This is a genomic window from Salinibacillus aidingensis (genome assembly GCF_055393355.1).
The window spans coordinates 2,207,347-2,222,255 of record NZ_AP043759.1 but is presented as its reverse complement, the minus strand read 5'-3'; the positions used below and the strand labels follow the sequence as shown (position 1 = coordinate 2,222,255).

Sequence of the window (14,909 nt, the reverse complement as noted above, 5' to 3'; positions counted from 1 at the left end):
TTGCGTAAAAATCCTTCTCAAGCTCAGGTTTCAAGTTATTTGCAGAAATTCCAGCAGCAGTGGCATCAACGTCAGAAATTTTTTGAACTGGCAACAAAATATGGTAAAATAAATCATTATAGCATTAAAGAGAGGAATCAGGATATGAAGAAACAGGTGGAGCATTTAACACAATGGTTGCAGAATCAGGTGAAAGAGGCAGGCGTTAATGGCCTGTTGGTAGGTATTAGTGGGGGAATTGATTCCGCTGTCGTAGCTCACTTGATTAAGCGTGCTTTTCCAGATGATTCACTAGGGGTTATTATGCCGTGTAAAAGTCATTCTGATGATCAGAAAGCAGCTGAAAAAGTAGTGGAAAGTTCAGGAATTAAGAGTATGACCATCGATCTGACCGAGACACATGAGGTTCTCTTTTCAACTGTTCAAAGCCAATTAAACGAGGCCAACGAATGGAATGAAGCTCAGGATCGTCTTGCAGATGCAAATTTAAGAGCCCGACTTCGAATGAGTACATTATATACGTTGGCTACAAATTATGGCTATTTAGTTACGGGTACAGACAATGCCGCAGAATGGTATACCGGCTATTTTACAAAATTTGGTGACGGTGGTGTTGATCTCGTCCCACTTCTTCACTTTACAAAAGGCGAAGTACGTGAACTTGCCAAAGAGCTTGGAGTACCTGATGAAATTATTCACAAAGCTCCAAGTGCCGGATTATGGGAAGGTCAGACCGATGAAAACGAAATGGGTACCACTTATGCCAAAATAGATCAGTATATACAGGGAGAACCCGTCCCGGAGCAGGATAGGAATACGATCGAAAATATGCATAAGCGAACAGCTCATAAACGTGAGCTGCCAAAATCCCCGCCAAAATTTTAGGAAATTCAGTCATGCAGTGAGTAAAAAGCACCTCCTTTTTGCACAATAAGAAGGAAAAGGAGGTGCTTTTTCTGGTGAAAAGAGTCCTATTTCTTATTTTAATGACAGGCGTCATGTTTTTAGCAGCATGTGGAGGAAACCAGGAAGAAAACGCTCAAAATAACACCATGAATACACAGCCGATGCAATACCGCAGTAATGATACAACTCAGCAGAACGATCCAAAGAGACAGGATAGTGTACGTGAATATACCAATATAGATGCACCTGACCGTAATATGAAGAAGGCAGATAATGAGACCTCGAAACGGTTAAAAGAGGAAATTATGAAGGTGGATGGAGTTAACCAGGCAGAAGTCGTATTCGAGGATGACCGTTTGGTTGTGGCTCTTGATATCGTAAACCGCCAAAGAGCCAATCCTGTTATCCCGAATCGCGTGCGTGATATTATTGAAAGATATGAACTGGATGACAAAAATGTTTCGGTTTACACTGACGAAGCTTATTTCAACCGCGTAAGAAATATGCTGACAAGACCATAAACTGGCTAATTAAGAAGCAGAGTCCCGGCACTCTGCTTCTTTTTCGATTTTAAGGAATATGATATAGTATTAATGAAAGTATGCATGAAGTGGAGAGGTGAGATGAACAATGGCTGGTCATTCAAAATGGAAAAATATTCAACGTAGAAAGAATGCACAGGATGCTAAAAAAGGTAAAATCTTTATGAAATATGCCAAGGATTTATACGTTGCAGCTAAAGAAGGTGGGGGAGACCCGGAAACCAACCCAAATCTTCGTACCGTGATTGAAAAAGCAAAGGCTAATAATATGCCGAATGATAATATAGATCGTGCGATTAAAAAAGCAACAGGTGGACTTGATGGTGTTCATTATGAGGAAACTGTCTATGAAGGCTACGGTCCTGGCGGTATTGCTGTTATGGTTGAGGTTCTGACCGATAATAAAAATCGTACCGCATCAGAAGTCCGTCATGCTTTTTCTAAAAATGGTGGAAATTTAGGGGAAAATGGCTGTGTTTCCTTTATGTTTGATCGGAAGGGATACCTGGTGGTCGACCGAAGTGAACATGATGTTGATGAGGACGATCTTATGATGGATGTACTGGAAGCTGGAGGAGACGAAATGGAAACTTCTGAGGAAGCCTTTGAAATTTATACAGATGCTGAGGCCTTTACAGAGGTTAGAGATACATTGCTGGAAAAAGGCTATCAATTTGATACAGCAGAAGTCACCATGTTTCCACAAACCACATCGGCCGTGTCTGAGGATCAGCAGCATAAAATGAATAAATTAATTGATATGCTTGAAGACAGTGAAGATGTTCAGGATATCTATCATAATATGGACGCTTAATATCTATAAATCCTAAGAAAATGATTAAAAGCTCTATTTCTGGAAAAAATGGAAATAGAGCTTTTTTCATTTTCCAGTAACTGATGTAACCATTAATGGTTAGCATCAGATATATTTTATGAAGAAGGGGTGATGGACATGAAATGGAAAAGTTCCATATTCCCTATGGTTGTATGTTTATTATTTTTCTTTACATTAAATGGATTAGCCGCCTCTGGCACAAGTGAAAACGTTACTTCTGCAGGTAAGCAGGAGAGTGCCGAAGAGAAGAAAGCCTGGGAGCAGGAACCTTTGGAACTGGAAGTCGTGTTAAAAAGAAAGTATCTTGATGGAAACATAGAAAAAGAAGTGAAAAATGAAACCATCTGGTCACTTCAGGATTTTTGGGCAAATTATAAAACGTGGAATCTTCAAAAACAACAGGAGGGGCGTGTTGTTTTCGAAAAAGAGATTGAAGATTTGTCACCAGAAGTTAAGAAGAATGGCTACTTTGGGTTAAATGAGGATAATGTCCTCTCTATTTTTAATGGGAAGCCTGAGAATAGTGAAGTGATTAAAGCGTTTTACCAAATTGATGTAGAGAAATTGGAAAGCTTTCGTAAAGACGAATTAAAATCCGGAATCAAAGTAGATAAGAAATCAACCTTTCAAACGGTTATTCAGACATACAAGGAATATGCAAGTTCAGAGCCTGTTGATGATTCGGTTGACTCATGAGATTTCAGATCTCCTGGGTCAGCCTTTTTGAACGTGTAGGAACAGCCACTGGAATCAGAGTTTTCCTTCTTTAATAAGCAATAATTATGATAAAATAAGAGGAGGCGTTTAGTATAGAGAGAAGGGAAAATAACGATGATTGCTTTTTTAGAGGGAAAAATTGATGCAATAGATGAAAGCTCGGTTTTTGTCGTTGTGAATGGTTTAGGTTACGAAGTGGTTTGTGCAAACCCCTTTCAGTTCCAGCATCTGCAAAATGAATTTGTCCGCATTTATACATATCATTATATACGGGAAGATCAACAGATATTATATGGGTTTAAACAATATGAAGAAAAGCAATTGTTTGCTAAACTATTGAATGTTTCAGGTATTGGACCAAAAGGAGCTCTGAGTATTTTAGCATCAACAAGTGTTCACGATATTGCTGTAGCTATTGAACAAGAGGATGAAAAGCTCCTGACACAATTTCCCGGCGTAGGTAAAAAAACAGCCAGACAAATGATTTTGGACTTAAAAGGAAAAGTGGCTGAATGGATGAATGGTTCGGCAGACATACCTCAAAATGCAAATGCCAAGGGCGAAGATAAACCATCAGATTCCAACCAGGAGGTATTAAATGAAGCCCTGGAAGCATTAAAAGCATTAGGGTATTCGGATCGGGAAATTAAGCGAATCACACCGCAATTAAGACAGTCAGACAGCACAACCATCGATGAGTATGTAAAAACCGGCTTATCGTTAATGGTACAGAAGAATTCGTAATTAAAGGAATAAGGAGAGGTCAATTTTATGGAGGAACGGATGATTTCCGGGGAACTTCAGGAGGAAGATTCATCAATTGAGTACAGCTTAAGACCTGAGACGTTAAGTCAATATATTGGCCAGGAAAAAATTAAAGAAAATTTAAGTATATTTATTGAAGCGGCTAAGTTACGGGATGAGGCTTTGGACCATGTTTTGCTTTATGGCCCGCCTGGTTTAGGGAAAACCACACTGGCTACCATTATTGCGAATGAAATGGGGGTGCAATTTCGTACTACCTCAGGTCCTGCGATTGAGAAAGCGGGAGATTTAGCAGCCATCTTAACCTCACTTGAGCCTGGGGATGTTCTCTTTATTGATGAGATCCATCGACTTCCCCGCTCCGTAGAAGAGGTGTTATACCCTGCGATGGAGGATTTTTGCCTGGACATTGTTTTAGGGCAGGGATCAAGTGCCAGGTCTGTCCGGCTTGACTTACCCCCCTTTACTCTGGTTGGAGCGACGACAAGAGCAGGGCTTCTGACAGCTCCATTAAGAGATCGGTTTGGCGTTTTAAGCCGCCTGGATTTTTACGAAACCAAGGATTTGCGAAATATTGTAGAACGAACTGCAGATATTTTTCACATCGGTATCGAATATGATGCGGCAACAGAAGTAGCCAGACGTTCAAGAGGTACACCGCGAATTGCCAACCGTCTGCTGAAGAGGGTCCGTGATATTGCTCAGGTTAGCGGTGAATCCACCATTTCGATGGAAACGACGAAAAAGGCCCTGAAAATGCTGCAAGTGGATGAACAAGGTCTCGACCACATTGATCATAAGCTATTATTAGGCATTATCGATCATTTCCAGGGCGGGCCTGTTGGTCTGGACACGATTTCAGCTACGATTGGTGAGGAATCCCAGACCATTGAAGATGTATATGAGCCATTTTTACTGCAAATTGGATTTATCCAGCGTACTCCAAGAGGACGAGTTGTGACGCCAAATGCTTACCATCATTTCAATCGGGAGGTTCCTGGTGTTGAATGATTTTGGGAAAATAATGATTGTGATTGGCATTGTTTTCGTGGTGATTGGCTTGATTTGGAATCTGATTGGGAAGCTTCCAGGTGATATTACCTTTAAAAAAGGCAATGTGACCTTTTCCTTTCCCATTATGACTTCCATCGTTGTCAGCATTGTTCTATCTCTCATCTTTTATATTATAAGTAAATTTCGTTAGAGGAGTTTGAATACATCATGAAAGTAGAAGACTTTGATTTTGATTTACCAGAATCTCTTATCGCCCAGACACCATTGGAAAACCGGGCAGAGTCCAGATTAATGGTTTTGAATCGTGAAAAACAGAGTATGGAGCATCGTCATTTTTACAATATTACAGAATATCTGAATCCAGGTGATTGTCTGGTATTAAATAATACAAAGGTGTTACCTGCACGTCTGTTTGGTACGAAAAAGGATACAGGGGCAAAGATTGAATTATTATTGCTGCACCAGATCGAAGGAGATCAATGGGAGGTTTTGTTGAAGCCGGCCAAAAAGATCAAAGAAGGGACCACCGTGGAGTTTGGAAATGGCCTTATGTCCTGCGTCTGCAAGGAAAAGAAGGAGCATGGCGGAGCGGTTGTTCAATTTCATTATGAGGGTATTTTTTACGAGCAGCTGGACAAGCTTGGCGAAATGCCTCTTCCGCCATATATTAAGGAACAGCTTGATAACCAGGACCGGTATCAGACGGTTTATGCAAAAGAGAAAGGCTCTGCAGCCGCACCCACAGCAGGTCTGCATTTCACGAAGGAATTGCTGGATGATATTGAAAAGCGCGGCATACATATTGCCTATGTGACTTTACATGTAGGGCTGGGTACATTCCGTCCTGTAAGTGTGGAGGATATTGAGAATCATGACATGCATGCCGAGTTTTACCATATGGATGAAAAAACGGCGGCGCTTCTGAATAAGGTTAAGCAGGAAGGAAATCGAGTGATCACGGTTGGAACAACATCTACTCGCACGTTAGAAACGATAGCCAGGGATCAGGATGGGGATTTTAAAGCCCAATCAGGCTGGACAGATATTTTCATTTATCCCCCCTACCAATTCCGTGCGGTCGATGCATTAATTACAAATTTCCATTTGCCAAAGTCAACGCTAATTATGATGATCAGTGCCTTTGCAGGTCGGGAATTTATTTTAAATGCCTATAAAGAAGCGGTAAATGAGCAATATCGGTTCTTCAGCTTTGGGGATGCGATGTACATCGAATAAACATAGGAGTGTATTGAATGGCAATCAAATATGAACTAATTAAAGAAGATAAACAGACTGGAGCACGTTTAGGACGGGTGACGACCCCGCATGGATCCTTTGAAACTCCTGTATTTATGCCGGTTGGGACGCTGGCAACAGTAAAAACGATGAGTCCAGAGGAATTGAAGGAAATGGGTGCTAATATCATTCTTTCCAATACGTATCACTTGTGGCTGCGTCCTGGAGAGGATATTATTAAGGAAGCTGGAGGTCTCCATTCGTTTATGAATTGGGATGGTTCCATCCTTACAGATTCGGGCGGTTTTCAGGTGTTCAGCCTCAGTGATATGAGGGATATAACAGAGGAAGGCGTACATTTTCGAAATCATTTAAGCGGAGAAAAGCTTTTCCTGTCTCCGGAAAAAGCGATGGAAATTCAAAATGCTTTAGGTTCAGATATTATGATGGCCTTTGATGAATGTCCGCCATATCCAGCTGAATATGATTATATGAAGGCGTCAGTGGAACGGACGAGCCGGTGGGCTGAAAAGTGTCTTAGAGCTCACAAGCGTCCTGATGAACAAGGTCTGTTTGGAATTGTACAGGGCGGGGAATATGAGGATTTACGGCGGCAAAGTGCCAAAGATTTAGTATCGCTTGATTTACCAGGATATGCGATTGGTGGCTTGTCGGTTGGTGAACCGAAGCATGTTATGAATGAAGTGCTATCTTATACGGCACCACTGTTACCAAAAAATAAACCGAGATATTTAATGGGGGTAGGATCACCTGATTCTCTTATTGACGGTGTGATAAGAGGGGTTGATATGTTTGATTGTGTGTTACCTACCCGAATTGCCCGTAATGGAACATGTATGACCTCCAATGGACGTCTTGTTGTGCGCAATGCGAAATTTGCCAGAGACTTTTCACCGATTGATGAACATTGTGACTGTTATACATGCCGTAATTATTCAAGAGCCTACATTCGTCATCTGGTCAAAACCAATGAAACTTTTGGATTTAGACTTACTACTTATCATAATCTATATTTTTTGGTAAAATTGATGGGACAAGTACGTCAAGCAATTAAAGATGATTGTCTTGGGGACTTTCGCGAACAATTTTTTGAACAATATGGTTTTAACAAGCCAAATGCCAAAAACTTCTAAGCCGAAAGGGGTGAAACAAACATGGAACCATTAATTATGCTTGTATTGTTCTTCGTTATCTTTTATTTCCTTTTAATTCGTCCACAGCAGAAACGACAAAAGAAAGTACAGGAAATGCAAAATAACTTACAAAAAGAAGATAAGATTGTTACCATTGGCGGAATGCATGGAACGATTCATGCATTGGATGAAGGTACTATTGTTGTAAGAGTGGATGATGGTACAAAGCTTACATATGATCGTTCAGCAGTTCGTGAAGTAGTAAGCAGTGAAGAAAAAGAAAATAACGAATAAAGAAAAAAGAGGATGGACCATAACTGGATGGCATCCTCTTTTTTATGTGCGCTTCCGCCTTTGTTTCATTCCTGATTTCCCTGAAAGTTGACTCCTGTAATGCCTCCTAAGATGGCGGCGGTTAAAAAGAGGCCGTGATAAAGCCATTGCTGTCCATCAAATAGCTGGTTGTAGGCTAAGAACTGATAAAGAAAGATAAATAGACTATAGCCTAATCCGGTTAGTGCTCCTAACATCCAGCCCTTTTCTTTTCCCTTAATACCAGCAAAAATTCCACCTGCAAAAACATATACAATACCTAATCCGAATGTCAGCCAATGCAGGGTTGATTCTCCCATTTCCGAAAAGCGTATGATTAACGCGAGAATAAAGCTGCTTACCAGCATCAATAGGAAAATGGTAATCCACCCATACAGTAAGGCCGTAAATCTTCTCATTACCATTTTACACTCCCCCTTGTTTGTCCACTTATTAAATGATTGTATTCATGAATATTTAAAATAGAATGAAAATATTTTGTATAAGGACAAGAATATATATAGATTTAAGGAATGATTTTCAGGAAGTAAATGTTCCAATTGTCAGAAAAGGGAAAAAGGAGAAATGGTATGGATGCTATATTTTCAATTGCGATATTTTTGATCAGTTATCTTTTTATCATTTTAGAAAAGGTTAACCGTGCATTGGTTGCTTTGACAGGTGGCATATTAATGCTGTGTGCAGGCCTGTTCACGTGGGATGATGCCTTTACGTCCTACATTGACTGGCACACAATTTCGCTGCTATTTTCCATGATGGTCCTTGTTTCCATCACGCAAAAGACAGGGTTTTTTGAATATATTGCTTTATTGCTGGCACAGAGGGTACAGGGGGAGCCTGTGAAACTGCTAATGGTGGTAGCCGTTCTTACAGCTTTGGGTTCCGCTTTATTGGATAATGTGACAACGGTATTATTATTTGTTCCTGTTATTCTGAATTTGACTTCTATGTTGGCACAACCCGCATTTCCTTATCTGGTTACGATTATTTTCAGCTCAAATATTGGGGGTACTGCCACGTTAATCGGGGATCCGCCAAACATTATGATTGGTCAAGCTGTTGAGCATTTAACGTTTGTATCCTTTTTAACCAACCTTGCACCGATTGTCATCATTATTTTTATAGGTACACTATTTTTAATGGTGATGCTGTTTCGAAAATCATTACTGTCAAATCCTGAAAACATCAGGAAGGTTCAACAGCTAAATCCGGAAGAATATTTAGTGAAATCCCCCCTGTTATATAAATCATTATCTGTGATGTCCTTAACTGTGGTGGGCTTTTTGCTTCATCCCATTTTACATGTGGATTTAACGACGATTGCTGTCAGTGGCGCTTTATTATTACTCCTGCTTACGGATCAGGACTTAAATGCAGAAGTGGTTTTTAAGGAAGTGGAATGGCTGACCTTATTTTTCTTTATGGGATTGTTTATTTTGGTTGGAGGGTTGCAGGCAACAGGTGTCATTGACGAAATATCGAAAGGCATTATCGATATAACAGAAGGGGATTTGCCCACAACCGCCTTACTGATCTTATGGATCGCCGGTTTATTTTCAGGGGTAGTTGATAATATTCCATTTGTTGCAGCTACCATTCCTGTAATAGAAGAGTTCAAAGATTTTGGGATGCTTAATTTGGATCCATTATGGTGGGCCTTAGCTTTGGGTGCCTGCCTGGGTGGAAATGGATCATTAGTAGGTGCATCGGCCAATGTCGTTGTTGCAGGAATCGCAGCCAGCTATGGGAAAGGAATTTCCTTTCTCCGTTTTATGAAGTATGGAGTCCCAATTGTTCTGTTTTCCCTGGTTATTGCAACCATTTATTTATTCTTGCGCTATCTTCTCCCTTATTTACATGGATCTATTGTATAAATAGCTGCATGATATCAAAACATAAAGGAAGTGTTATGTAAAGGGATGTGGGAAGTGTGGAATCTTTAGGAATTGTTGTGCTTAGAACCATAGGGATGTACTTTGTGATTTTTATTATTTTACGCTCCATGGGAAAAAGAGAACTTGCCGAGATTAGCATTTTTGATTTAGTCATTTTCGTGATGCTGGCTGAAATGGCCGTTATTTCGATAGAGGATTTAGAAAAAGGATTTTTTTCAAGTATCTTACCAATGATTATTCTGCTCATTATTCAAAGGATCTCTGCCAGGATTTCGTTAAAAAGTCAGAAAGTCAGGGAGCTTCTTGACGGAAAACCATCCATAATTATTCAAAATGGGAAAATTGATGAAAAAGAAATGAAATACCAGCGTTACAATATGGATGATTTGCTTATTAATCTCCATGAAAAGGGGATTCAGCTCGTTCAGGATGTGGAACTGGCCATTCTGGAGCCAAACGGCAAGCTATCGGTTTTTGAGAAAAAAGATAATCCTGTAAAAATTTATTCACCACTAATCTCGGATGGAATTATCCAGCACCATGTTCTGGAACAGATGGGGAAGGATGAGAAATGGTTAAGGGAGAAATTAAAGGAATCAGGTTATCATGAATTAGATTCCATATCCTACTGTTCGTTGAATAAAGATGGAACGCTTCACATTGATGAATCAAACCTTGATAAGTAGTCAAACAGCTTTTTAATGTGAACAATCCTGTGCAGCAATAACCCCGTACTGATAAACAGTACGGGGTTTATTTTGAATTTATTGATTTTTTAAGTCCGCAGGCAATGTTACTCTCATCTGCAAAATTTACCACTAAACTCGAAAGATTTTTCATTTATTTAAGCTTATTGAAAACAGGTAGCTGAGCTAATTCATCCTTTGTGATAAAGCGGAAAATAAATAACAGAATGATATAGAATACAGCTAAGATGATAAGAACTATGAATAGGGGAAGCAAATTCTGCTCTGCACCTGGGAATAGATTGTAAAGCATGTTTCCCATGTAATAGGTAATAAGAAGCAGACTCATCATCTTAACAATATCGCCAAATGGAAGTCTGAATTGAATATGTTTGAATAAAACAGCAAAATGTAAAAGAGTGACAAGGATTACTCCTACGATGATAGCCAGGACAACGCCCATGATTCCAAACTGCGGCTGTGAAGCCAGAATGATCAGCGTAGACAGCTTCACAACAGAGCCGATAATGCTGTTGTACATTGCCTGTTTGGCCAGATCCAAGGCCTGCAGAGCAGCCTGAAGCGGTGCCTGAAAGTATAACAGAATAAAGAACGGTGCCATTAATGTTACAAATCGACTAGCATCAGGATCATTGTACATAAAAGCAAGTATTGGTTTGGCGAAAATAAAGAGAATGATGGTTGCAAATGCGCCTGATGCAAAGGATAGCCGAATGGACTGGTGAATTCTGAAGTGAATCAGCTTTACTTGATTTTTGGCATCAGCTTCACTAATTGATGGAACAAGAGCAGTTGATAAGGATGTTGTAATGAACGTTGGCAGAAACAGCAATGGGAGCACATAACCAGTTAACTCTCCATATAATTTAGTGCTTTGAGTGACGGTATAACCAGCAATGGCCAGGCTTTGTGACACGAGAATCGGCTCGAGGAAGTGTGAAAGTCTTCCAACAATGCCACTGCCTGTTGTCGGGAGCGCAATTGACATTAATTCTCTTAAAGTTCCTTTGGCTTTTTGCAGAGATTGTCCAATGTTTCGTCTTAATTTGATTCGCTTTTTATTTTTAAATTGATAAATGATGAACATCAAAGAACAAAATTCGCCTATGATGACTGAAATCATGGCTCCACTGGCAGCGAATTCAACGCCGTATGGCAATAATAGCTTGGTCAAAAAAGCCACAAGTGTTATACGTACAATTTGTTCAATCACCTGGGAAATGGCCTGAGGCTTCATATTCTGCAGTCCCTGAAAATAGCCTCGCAGCACAGCTGATATCGCTACAATAGGTATAATAGGACTGATAGCGAGTAAAGGATATAAGGTTCGATGATCAGTTAACAGGTATTGGGCTACAACTGGTGATATGAGAATAAATATAATGGTAAATATTGTGCTTAGTATAAAGGTTAATGAAAAAGAGACGAGTAAAATCTTTTTTATTTTTTGCCGATCCCCATTAGCATCAGCTTCTGCAACTCTTTTAGAAATGGCCACAGGTAAACCGAAATGGGTAATGGTTATAACCAGAAATAGAGTAGGTAGGGCCATCATATAGAGACCCACGCCTTCTTCACCCATAATTCGTGCAACAACGATACGATTAATAAATCCTAAAAACCTTGTTATTAATCCAGCAATGATTAACACAAGAGTACCCTGTATGAATGTTTGTTTTGCCATATGTTTGCCCTGCCTTCTCAAAAATGTAAAAATCATATACAATGAATGTATATGCATGAAGGGTGGTCAAGCATGACAAGCCCGATGAAGCTTTTCGGTTTTATCATGATGCGTGAACATACGATATTTAACCATAACCAGTTCGTGGTGGTAATGAAGCCGTGGGGCAAAATTTTGGCTTAATGGTATAAATGAGCATAAACGCTATACACACGATTAAATTAGGGGGCAGGTTTATGAAAGAGGTCAGAAATGTAAAGGAATGGCGGCCTTTTGTCACACCCGTATTAACGAGTAAAGTTGATGAACTTCATGTATTAGGTTATGACAAAGCAACGGAACAGCAGGTGTGGGATTGCCTGGAAAAGAAAGTTTGGAAAAAAGAAGTCGAAAAAAGACTGTATGAGATCGTCCAGGATATTCTTCATTTAGATTCAGGTGTTTTTATGAGCTATTTAGCTCGGGAAATTTATCAGGAACGAAATGATGATTTAATGGCACAGATTGAGGCACTAACTGGAAAAGGAAATGCAGAATAGTCATTTATTTGTACATAATCATAGTTTTGTTTTTAGGTGTAATAGAAGGAGGAGCACGACACCATGGTAAAAAAAGGTAGAATTATTGCTTTTTTCCTGATCACATTTATACTGGCAGGAGTGATCGGGACAACGACAACAGATATTTCAAAAGGCATTCCATTGGGGCTTGATCTGCAGGGTGGATTTGAAATTTTATATGAAGTTGAACCTGTAGATGAAGACCAGAATATAACTGGTGATGATTTAAAAGCCACAGTAAAGGCGCTGCGTGAAAGGGTCGACGTACTCGGGATTAGTGAAACTCAAATCGATATTGAAGGGGATAACCGGATACGTGTTCAATTAGCTGGCATTCAGGATCAGACTGAAGCTCGTGAGCTGCTATCCACACAGGCACGCTTATCCTTTCGTGGTGTGAATGATAAAGAGTTTTTAGATGGCTCTAATGTGGTGGAGCAGAGTGCGAAACAGGATTTCCACCCAAGAACGAAACAGCCGATTGTTACCCTGGAAATGAAAAGTGCTGAAAGAGTTAAAGAGGTCACAACCAAGCTTTATGAACGGGGTGCCCCTAACGATAAACTAGTCATCTGGATGGATTATGAGGAAGGGGATTCTTATAAAGAAGAGGCCAAAAAAGAGGATCCAAAATATATCTCAGCACCAGGCTTATCAGAAGGTCCCATTAACAGTAAGAATATCATGATCACAGGTGAATTTACCGTTGATGAAGCACAAAGGCTTGCGGATATTATTAATGCCGGCTCCTTGCCTGTGAATATGACAGAACTATATTCAGTTTCTGTAGGTGCGCAATTCGGGGAGCAATCATTGGATAAGACCATTCTTGCCAGTGCAATTGGCGTTGGTTTAATTTTCCTATATATGATTGGCTATTACCGATTCCCAGGTGTAGTGTCTGTGATTACCATTAGTGCTTACATCTTCTTAATCTTACTCATTTTTAATCTTATGAATGGGGTTTTAACGCTTCCGGGACTGGCAGCATTAGTACTCGGAGTTGGTATGGCTGTCGATGCAAATATTATTACCTTTGAGCGGATTAAAGAGGAGTTGAAAGCCGGAAAAAGTATGCTGTCGGCGTATCGTTCCGGGAATAAACAATCCCTATCAGCCATTTTTGACGCCAATATTACAACATTAATCGCCGCGGCTGTATTATTCATGTATGGTACAAGCTCTGTAAAAGGGTTTGCGACCATGTTAATTGTAAGTATTTTAGTCAGCTTTATTACGGCCGTGTATGGAACCCGTTTGTTAATGGGGCTTTGGGTGAACAGTAAAGCCTTGAATAAACGACCGGGATGGTTTGGTGTTAAGAATGATGAAATAAAAGATATTAAAAAAGGTGAGGAAGTTGAACCGAGATTCCTCGGCAGGTTCTTTGATATTGTAAAACACCGGAAGAAATTCATTATGGCTTCAACCATATTAGTCGTAATAGGGATTATATTCCTTGCTGCTTTCCGGTTAAACCTGGGGATTGATTTCACTCATGGTTCCCGTATACAGGTGCTTGCCGATCAAACGATAACCGTTGAAGAAGTCGAAAATGGATTTGATGAATTAGGACTTGAACCTGTGGAATATACACGGGCTGGTGACCAGAACGAAATTGTAATGGTTCGTTTTGATTCGGTATTGTCTGAGGATACCATTGCAGATGTAAAAGCTCATTTTAATGATAAGTATGGAAATGAACCAAGTGTAAGTACCGTATCACCTGAGGTTAGTCAGGAGCTGGCCCAGAATGCCGTACTCGCTGTCTTATTTGCATCCATCGGAATTATTATTTATGTCACCATAAGATTTGAGTTTTTCTTTGCGATTACAGCAATTATTGCATTGCTCCATGATGCTTTCTTTGTACTCGCGCTGTTTAGCATCTTCCAGCTGGAATTTGATATTACCATCATTGCAGCCATTCTGACCATTGTGGGTTACTCAATCAATGATACGATTGTCACCTTTGACCGGATCAGAGAGAATTTGCGTTTGAAGAGACGAGTCAGGTCCTTTAAAGAGCTGGCGACTGTCGTTAATAAGAGTTTAATGCAAACCCTGACCCGAAGTGTAAATACTACAATTACAACCATGGCCGCTGCACTGATGCTGCTAATCTTCGGTGCAACAGCGATTACAAACTTCTCCTTTGCCCTTGTAGTCGGGTTACTTGTCGGAATGTATTCCTCCCTATTCCTTGCTGCCCAAATCTGGCTTGTATGGAGAGGGAAAATGCTTGATAAGAAGCCTATTCAATTTGAAAAGAAAAAACAAACCGGCGGCCCGCAGGTATAAAGAAAAGCGGAGGCGACCGTTTAGGTCCGACAGCATAAGCAGAATACACGGAGTGACACAGTTTTTGTCACGCAGTGGATTCCGCTTATGACTGCCTGGACCTGGGAGCCGCAGCTGGACATAGAAAAGCGGAAGGGCCTTGGTTAGCCCCGGTCGTATAAGCAAACCTCATGGAGTGGCGCTTTTTGCCACGTAATGAGGTTTGCTTATATCGACTAGGGGCTAGGCCCTGCAGCTGGACATAGAAAAGCGGAGGCGAC

Annotated in this window: 16 protein-coding genes; 14 read left to right on the top strand and 2 right to left on the bottom strand. The window is 40.3% G+C overall.

The annotated features are described in order from the left end of the window. Positions 1-144 precede the first annotated feature (144 nt). The 10 genes from nadE to yajC all read left to right on the top strand — a co-directional run bounded on the left by nadE (position 145) and on the right by yajC (position 7,463). Positions 145-885: an NAD(+) synthase gene (gene nadE, locus ACZ5OK_RS11970; protein WP_343837764.1), complete on the top strand. Its 741-nt coding sequence runs from the start codon at positions 145-147 to the stop codon at positions 883-885. Positions 886-959: 74 nt separating this feature from the next. Then, positions 960-1,427 carry a YhcN/YlaJ family sporulation lipoprotein gene (locus ACZ5OK_RS11965; protein ID WP_343837279.1) on the top strand — a complete coding sequence of 156 codons (468 nt, stop codon included), beginning with the start codon at positions 960-962 and terminating at the stop codon, positions 1,425-1,427. Positions 1,428-1,536: 109 nt separating this feature from the next. Continuing rightward, complete coding sequence (locus ACZ5OK_RS11960; RefSeq protein WP_343837277.1) at positions 1,537-2,262, top strand: YebC/PmpR family DNA-binding transcriptional regulator; 726 nt, start codon at positions 1,537-1,539, stop codon at positions 2,260-2,262. Between the two features lie 138 nt (positions 2,263-2,400). After that, positions 2,401-2,979 carry a BofC C-terminal domain-containing protein gene (locus tag ACZ5OK_RS11955; protein WP_343837275.1) on the top strand — a complete coding sequence of 193 codons (579 nt, stop codon included), beginning with the start codon at positions 2,401-2,403 and terminating at the stop codon, positions 2,977-2,979. A 135-nt stretch (positions 2,980-3,114) separates the two neighbouring features. Further along, a complete protein-coding gene (gene ruvA, locus ACZ5OK_RS11950; RefSeq protein WP_343837272.1) occupies positions 3,115-3,744 on the top strand; it encodes a Holliday junction branch migration protein RuvA in 630 nt (209 codons plus the stop codon). A 27-nt stretch (positions 3,745-3,771) separates the two neighbouring features. Beyond that, on the top strand, positions 3,772-4,776 hold the full coding sequence (gene ruvB, locus ACZ5OK_RS11945) for a Holliday junction branch migration DNA helicase RuvB (protein WP_343837270.1): 1,005 nt from the start codon (positions 3,772-3,774) through the stop codon (positions 4,774-4,776). After that, positions 4,769-4,969, top strand: a complete 201-nt coding sequence (locus tag ACZ5OK_RS11940; protein WP_343837267.1) for a DUF2905 domain-containing protein — start codon at positions 4,769-4,771, stop codon at positions 4,967-4,969. The genes ruvB and ACZ5OK_RS11940 overlap by 8 nt, the downstream gene beginning before the upstream one ends. Positions 4,970-4,986: 17 nt before the next feature. Then, a complete protein-coding gene (gene queA / locus ACZ5OK_RS11935) occupies positions 4,987-6,015 on the top strand; it encodes a tRNA preQ1(34) S-adenosylmethionine ribosyltransferase-isomerase QueA (RefSeq protein ID WP_343837265.1) in 1,029 nt (342 codons plus the stop codon). A gap of 17 nt (positions 6,016-6,032) precedes the next feature. Further along, positions 6,033-7,169, top strand: coding sequence for a tRNA guanosine(34) transglycosylase Tgt (gene tgt / locus ACZ5OK_RS11930; RefSeq protein WP_343837262.1), 1,137 nt, complete (start codon positions 6,033-6,035; stop codon positions 7,167-7,169). A 21-nt stretch (positions 7,170-7,190) separates the two neighbouring features. Then, positions 7,191-7,463, top strand: coding sequence for a preprotein translocase subunit YajC (gene yajC, locus ACZ5OK_RS11925; protein WP_343837259.1), 273 nt, complete (start codon positions 7,191-7,193; stop codon positions 7,461-7,463). A gap of 65 nt (positions 7,464-7,528) precedes the next feature. Here yajC and ACZ5OK_RS11920 read toward each other — a convergent pair whose 3' ends face one another. Then, positions 7,529-7,906, bottom strand: coding sequence for a TIGR04086 family membrane protein (locus ACZ5OK_RS11920; protein WP_044158336.1), 378 nt, complete (start codon positions 7,904-7,906; stop codon positions 7,529-7,531). Positions 7,907-8,071: 165 nt separating this feature from the next. Between ACZ5OK_RS11920 and ACZ5OK_RS11915 the strand changes: the two genes are divergently transcribed. Then, positions 8,072-9,376 carry an ArsB/NhaD family transporter gene (locus ACZ5OK_RS11915; RefSeq protein WP_343837257.1) on the top strand — a complete coding sequence of 435 codons (1,305 nt, stop codon included), beginning with the start codon at positions 8,072-8,074 and terminating at the stop codon, positions 9,374-9,376. 56 nt (positions 9,377-9,432) lie between these two features. Further along, positions 9,433-10,083: a DUF421 domain-containing protein gene (locus tag ACZ5OK_RS11910; RefSeq protein WP_425542176.1), complete on the top strand. Its 651-nt coding sequence runs from the start codon at positions 9,433-9,435 to the stop codon at positions 10,081-10,083. A gap of 154 nt (positions 10,084-10,237) precedes the next feature. On the opposite strand, the gene spoVB is transcribed toward ACZ5OK_RS11910, so the two are convergent. After that, positions 10,238-11,788, bottom strand: coding sequence for a stage V sporulation protein B (gene spoVB, locus ACZ5OK_RS11905; RefSeq protein WP_343837255.1), 1,551 nt, complete (start codon positions 11,786-11,788; stop codon positions 10,238-10,240). A gap of 236 nt (positions 11,789-12,024) precedes the next feature. Here spoVB and ACZ5OK_RS11900 point away from each other — a divergent pair, with 236 nt between their 5' ends. Further along, the gene (locus ACZ5OK_RS11900; RefSeq protein WP_343837253.1) at positions 12,025-12,327 is read left to right on the top strand and encodes a post-transcriptional regulator; all 303 of its coding nucleotides are present in this window, start codon (positions 12,025-12,027) and stop codon (positions 12,325-12,327) included. A 63-nt stretch (positions 12,328-12,390) separates the two neighbouring features. After that, positions 12,391-14,649: a protein translocase subunit SecDF gene (secDF, locus tag ACZ5OK_RS11895; RefSeq protein WP_343837251.1), complete on the top strand. Its 2,259-nt coding sequence runs from the start codon at positions 12,391-12,393 to the stop codon at positions 14,647-14,649. Positions 14,650-14,909 lie beyond the last annotated feature (260 nt).

Bases quoted from the DNA above. Each gene is read 5' to 3' on its own strand.
- spoVB (WP_343837255.1), bottom strand. From the start codon at position 11,788: ATGGCAAAACAAACATTCATACAGGGTACTCTTGTGTTAATCATTGCT.
- nadE (WP_343837764.1), top strand. From the start codon at position 145: ATGAAGAAACAGGTGGAGCATTTAACACAATGGTTGCAGAATCAGGTG.
- ACZ5OK_RS11915 (WP_343837257.1), top strand. From the start codon at position 8,072: ATGGATGCTATATTTTCAATTGCGATATTTTTGATCAGTTATCTTTTT.
- tgt (WP_343837262.1), top strand. From the start codon at position 6,033: ATGGCAATCAAATATGAACTAATTAAAGAAGATAAACAGACTGGAGCA.
- ACZ5OK_RS11900 (WP_343837253.1), top strand. From the start codon at position 12,025: ATGAAAGAGGTCAGAAATGTAAAGGAATGGCGGCCTTTTGTCACACCC.
- ruvB (WP_343837270.1), top strand. From the start codon at position 3,772: ATGGAGGAACGGATGATTTCCGGGGAACTTCAGGAGGAAGATTCATCA.
- ACZ5OK_RS11920 (WP_044158336.1), bottom strand. From the start codon at position 7,906: ATGGTAATGAGAAGATTTACGGCCTTACTGTATGGGTGGATTACCATT.
- yajC (WP_343837259.1), top strand. From the start codon at position 7,191: ATGGAACCATTAATTATGCTTGTATTGTTCTTCGTTATCTTTTATTTC.
- ACZ5OK_RS11955 (WP_343837275.1), top strand. From the start codon at position 2,401: ATGAAATGGAAAAGTTCCATATTCCCTATGGTTGTATGTTTATTATTT.
- queA (WP_343837265.1), top strand. From the start codon at position 4,987: ATGAAAGTAGAAGACTTTGATTTTGATTTACCAGAATCTCTTATCGCC.
- secDF (WP_343837251.1), top strand. From the start codon at position 12,391: ATGGTAAAAAAAGGTAGAATTATTGCTTTTTTCCTGATCACATTTATA.
- ruvA (WP_343837272.1), top strand. From the start codon at position 3,115: ATGATTGCTTTTTTAGAGGGAAAAATTGATGCAATAGATGAAAGCTCG.
- ACZ5OK_RS11960 (WP_343837277.1), top strand. From the start codon at position 1,537: ATGGCTGGTCATTCAAAATGGAAAAATATTCAACGTAGAAAGAATGCA.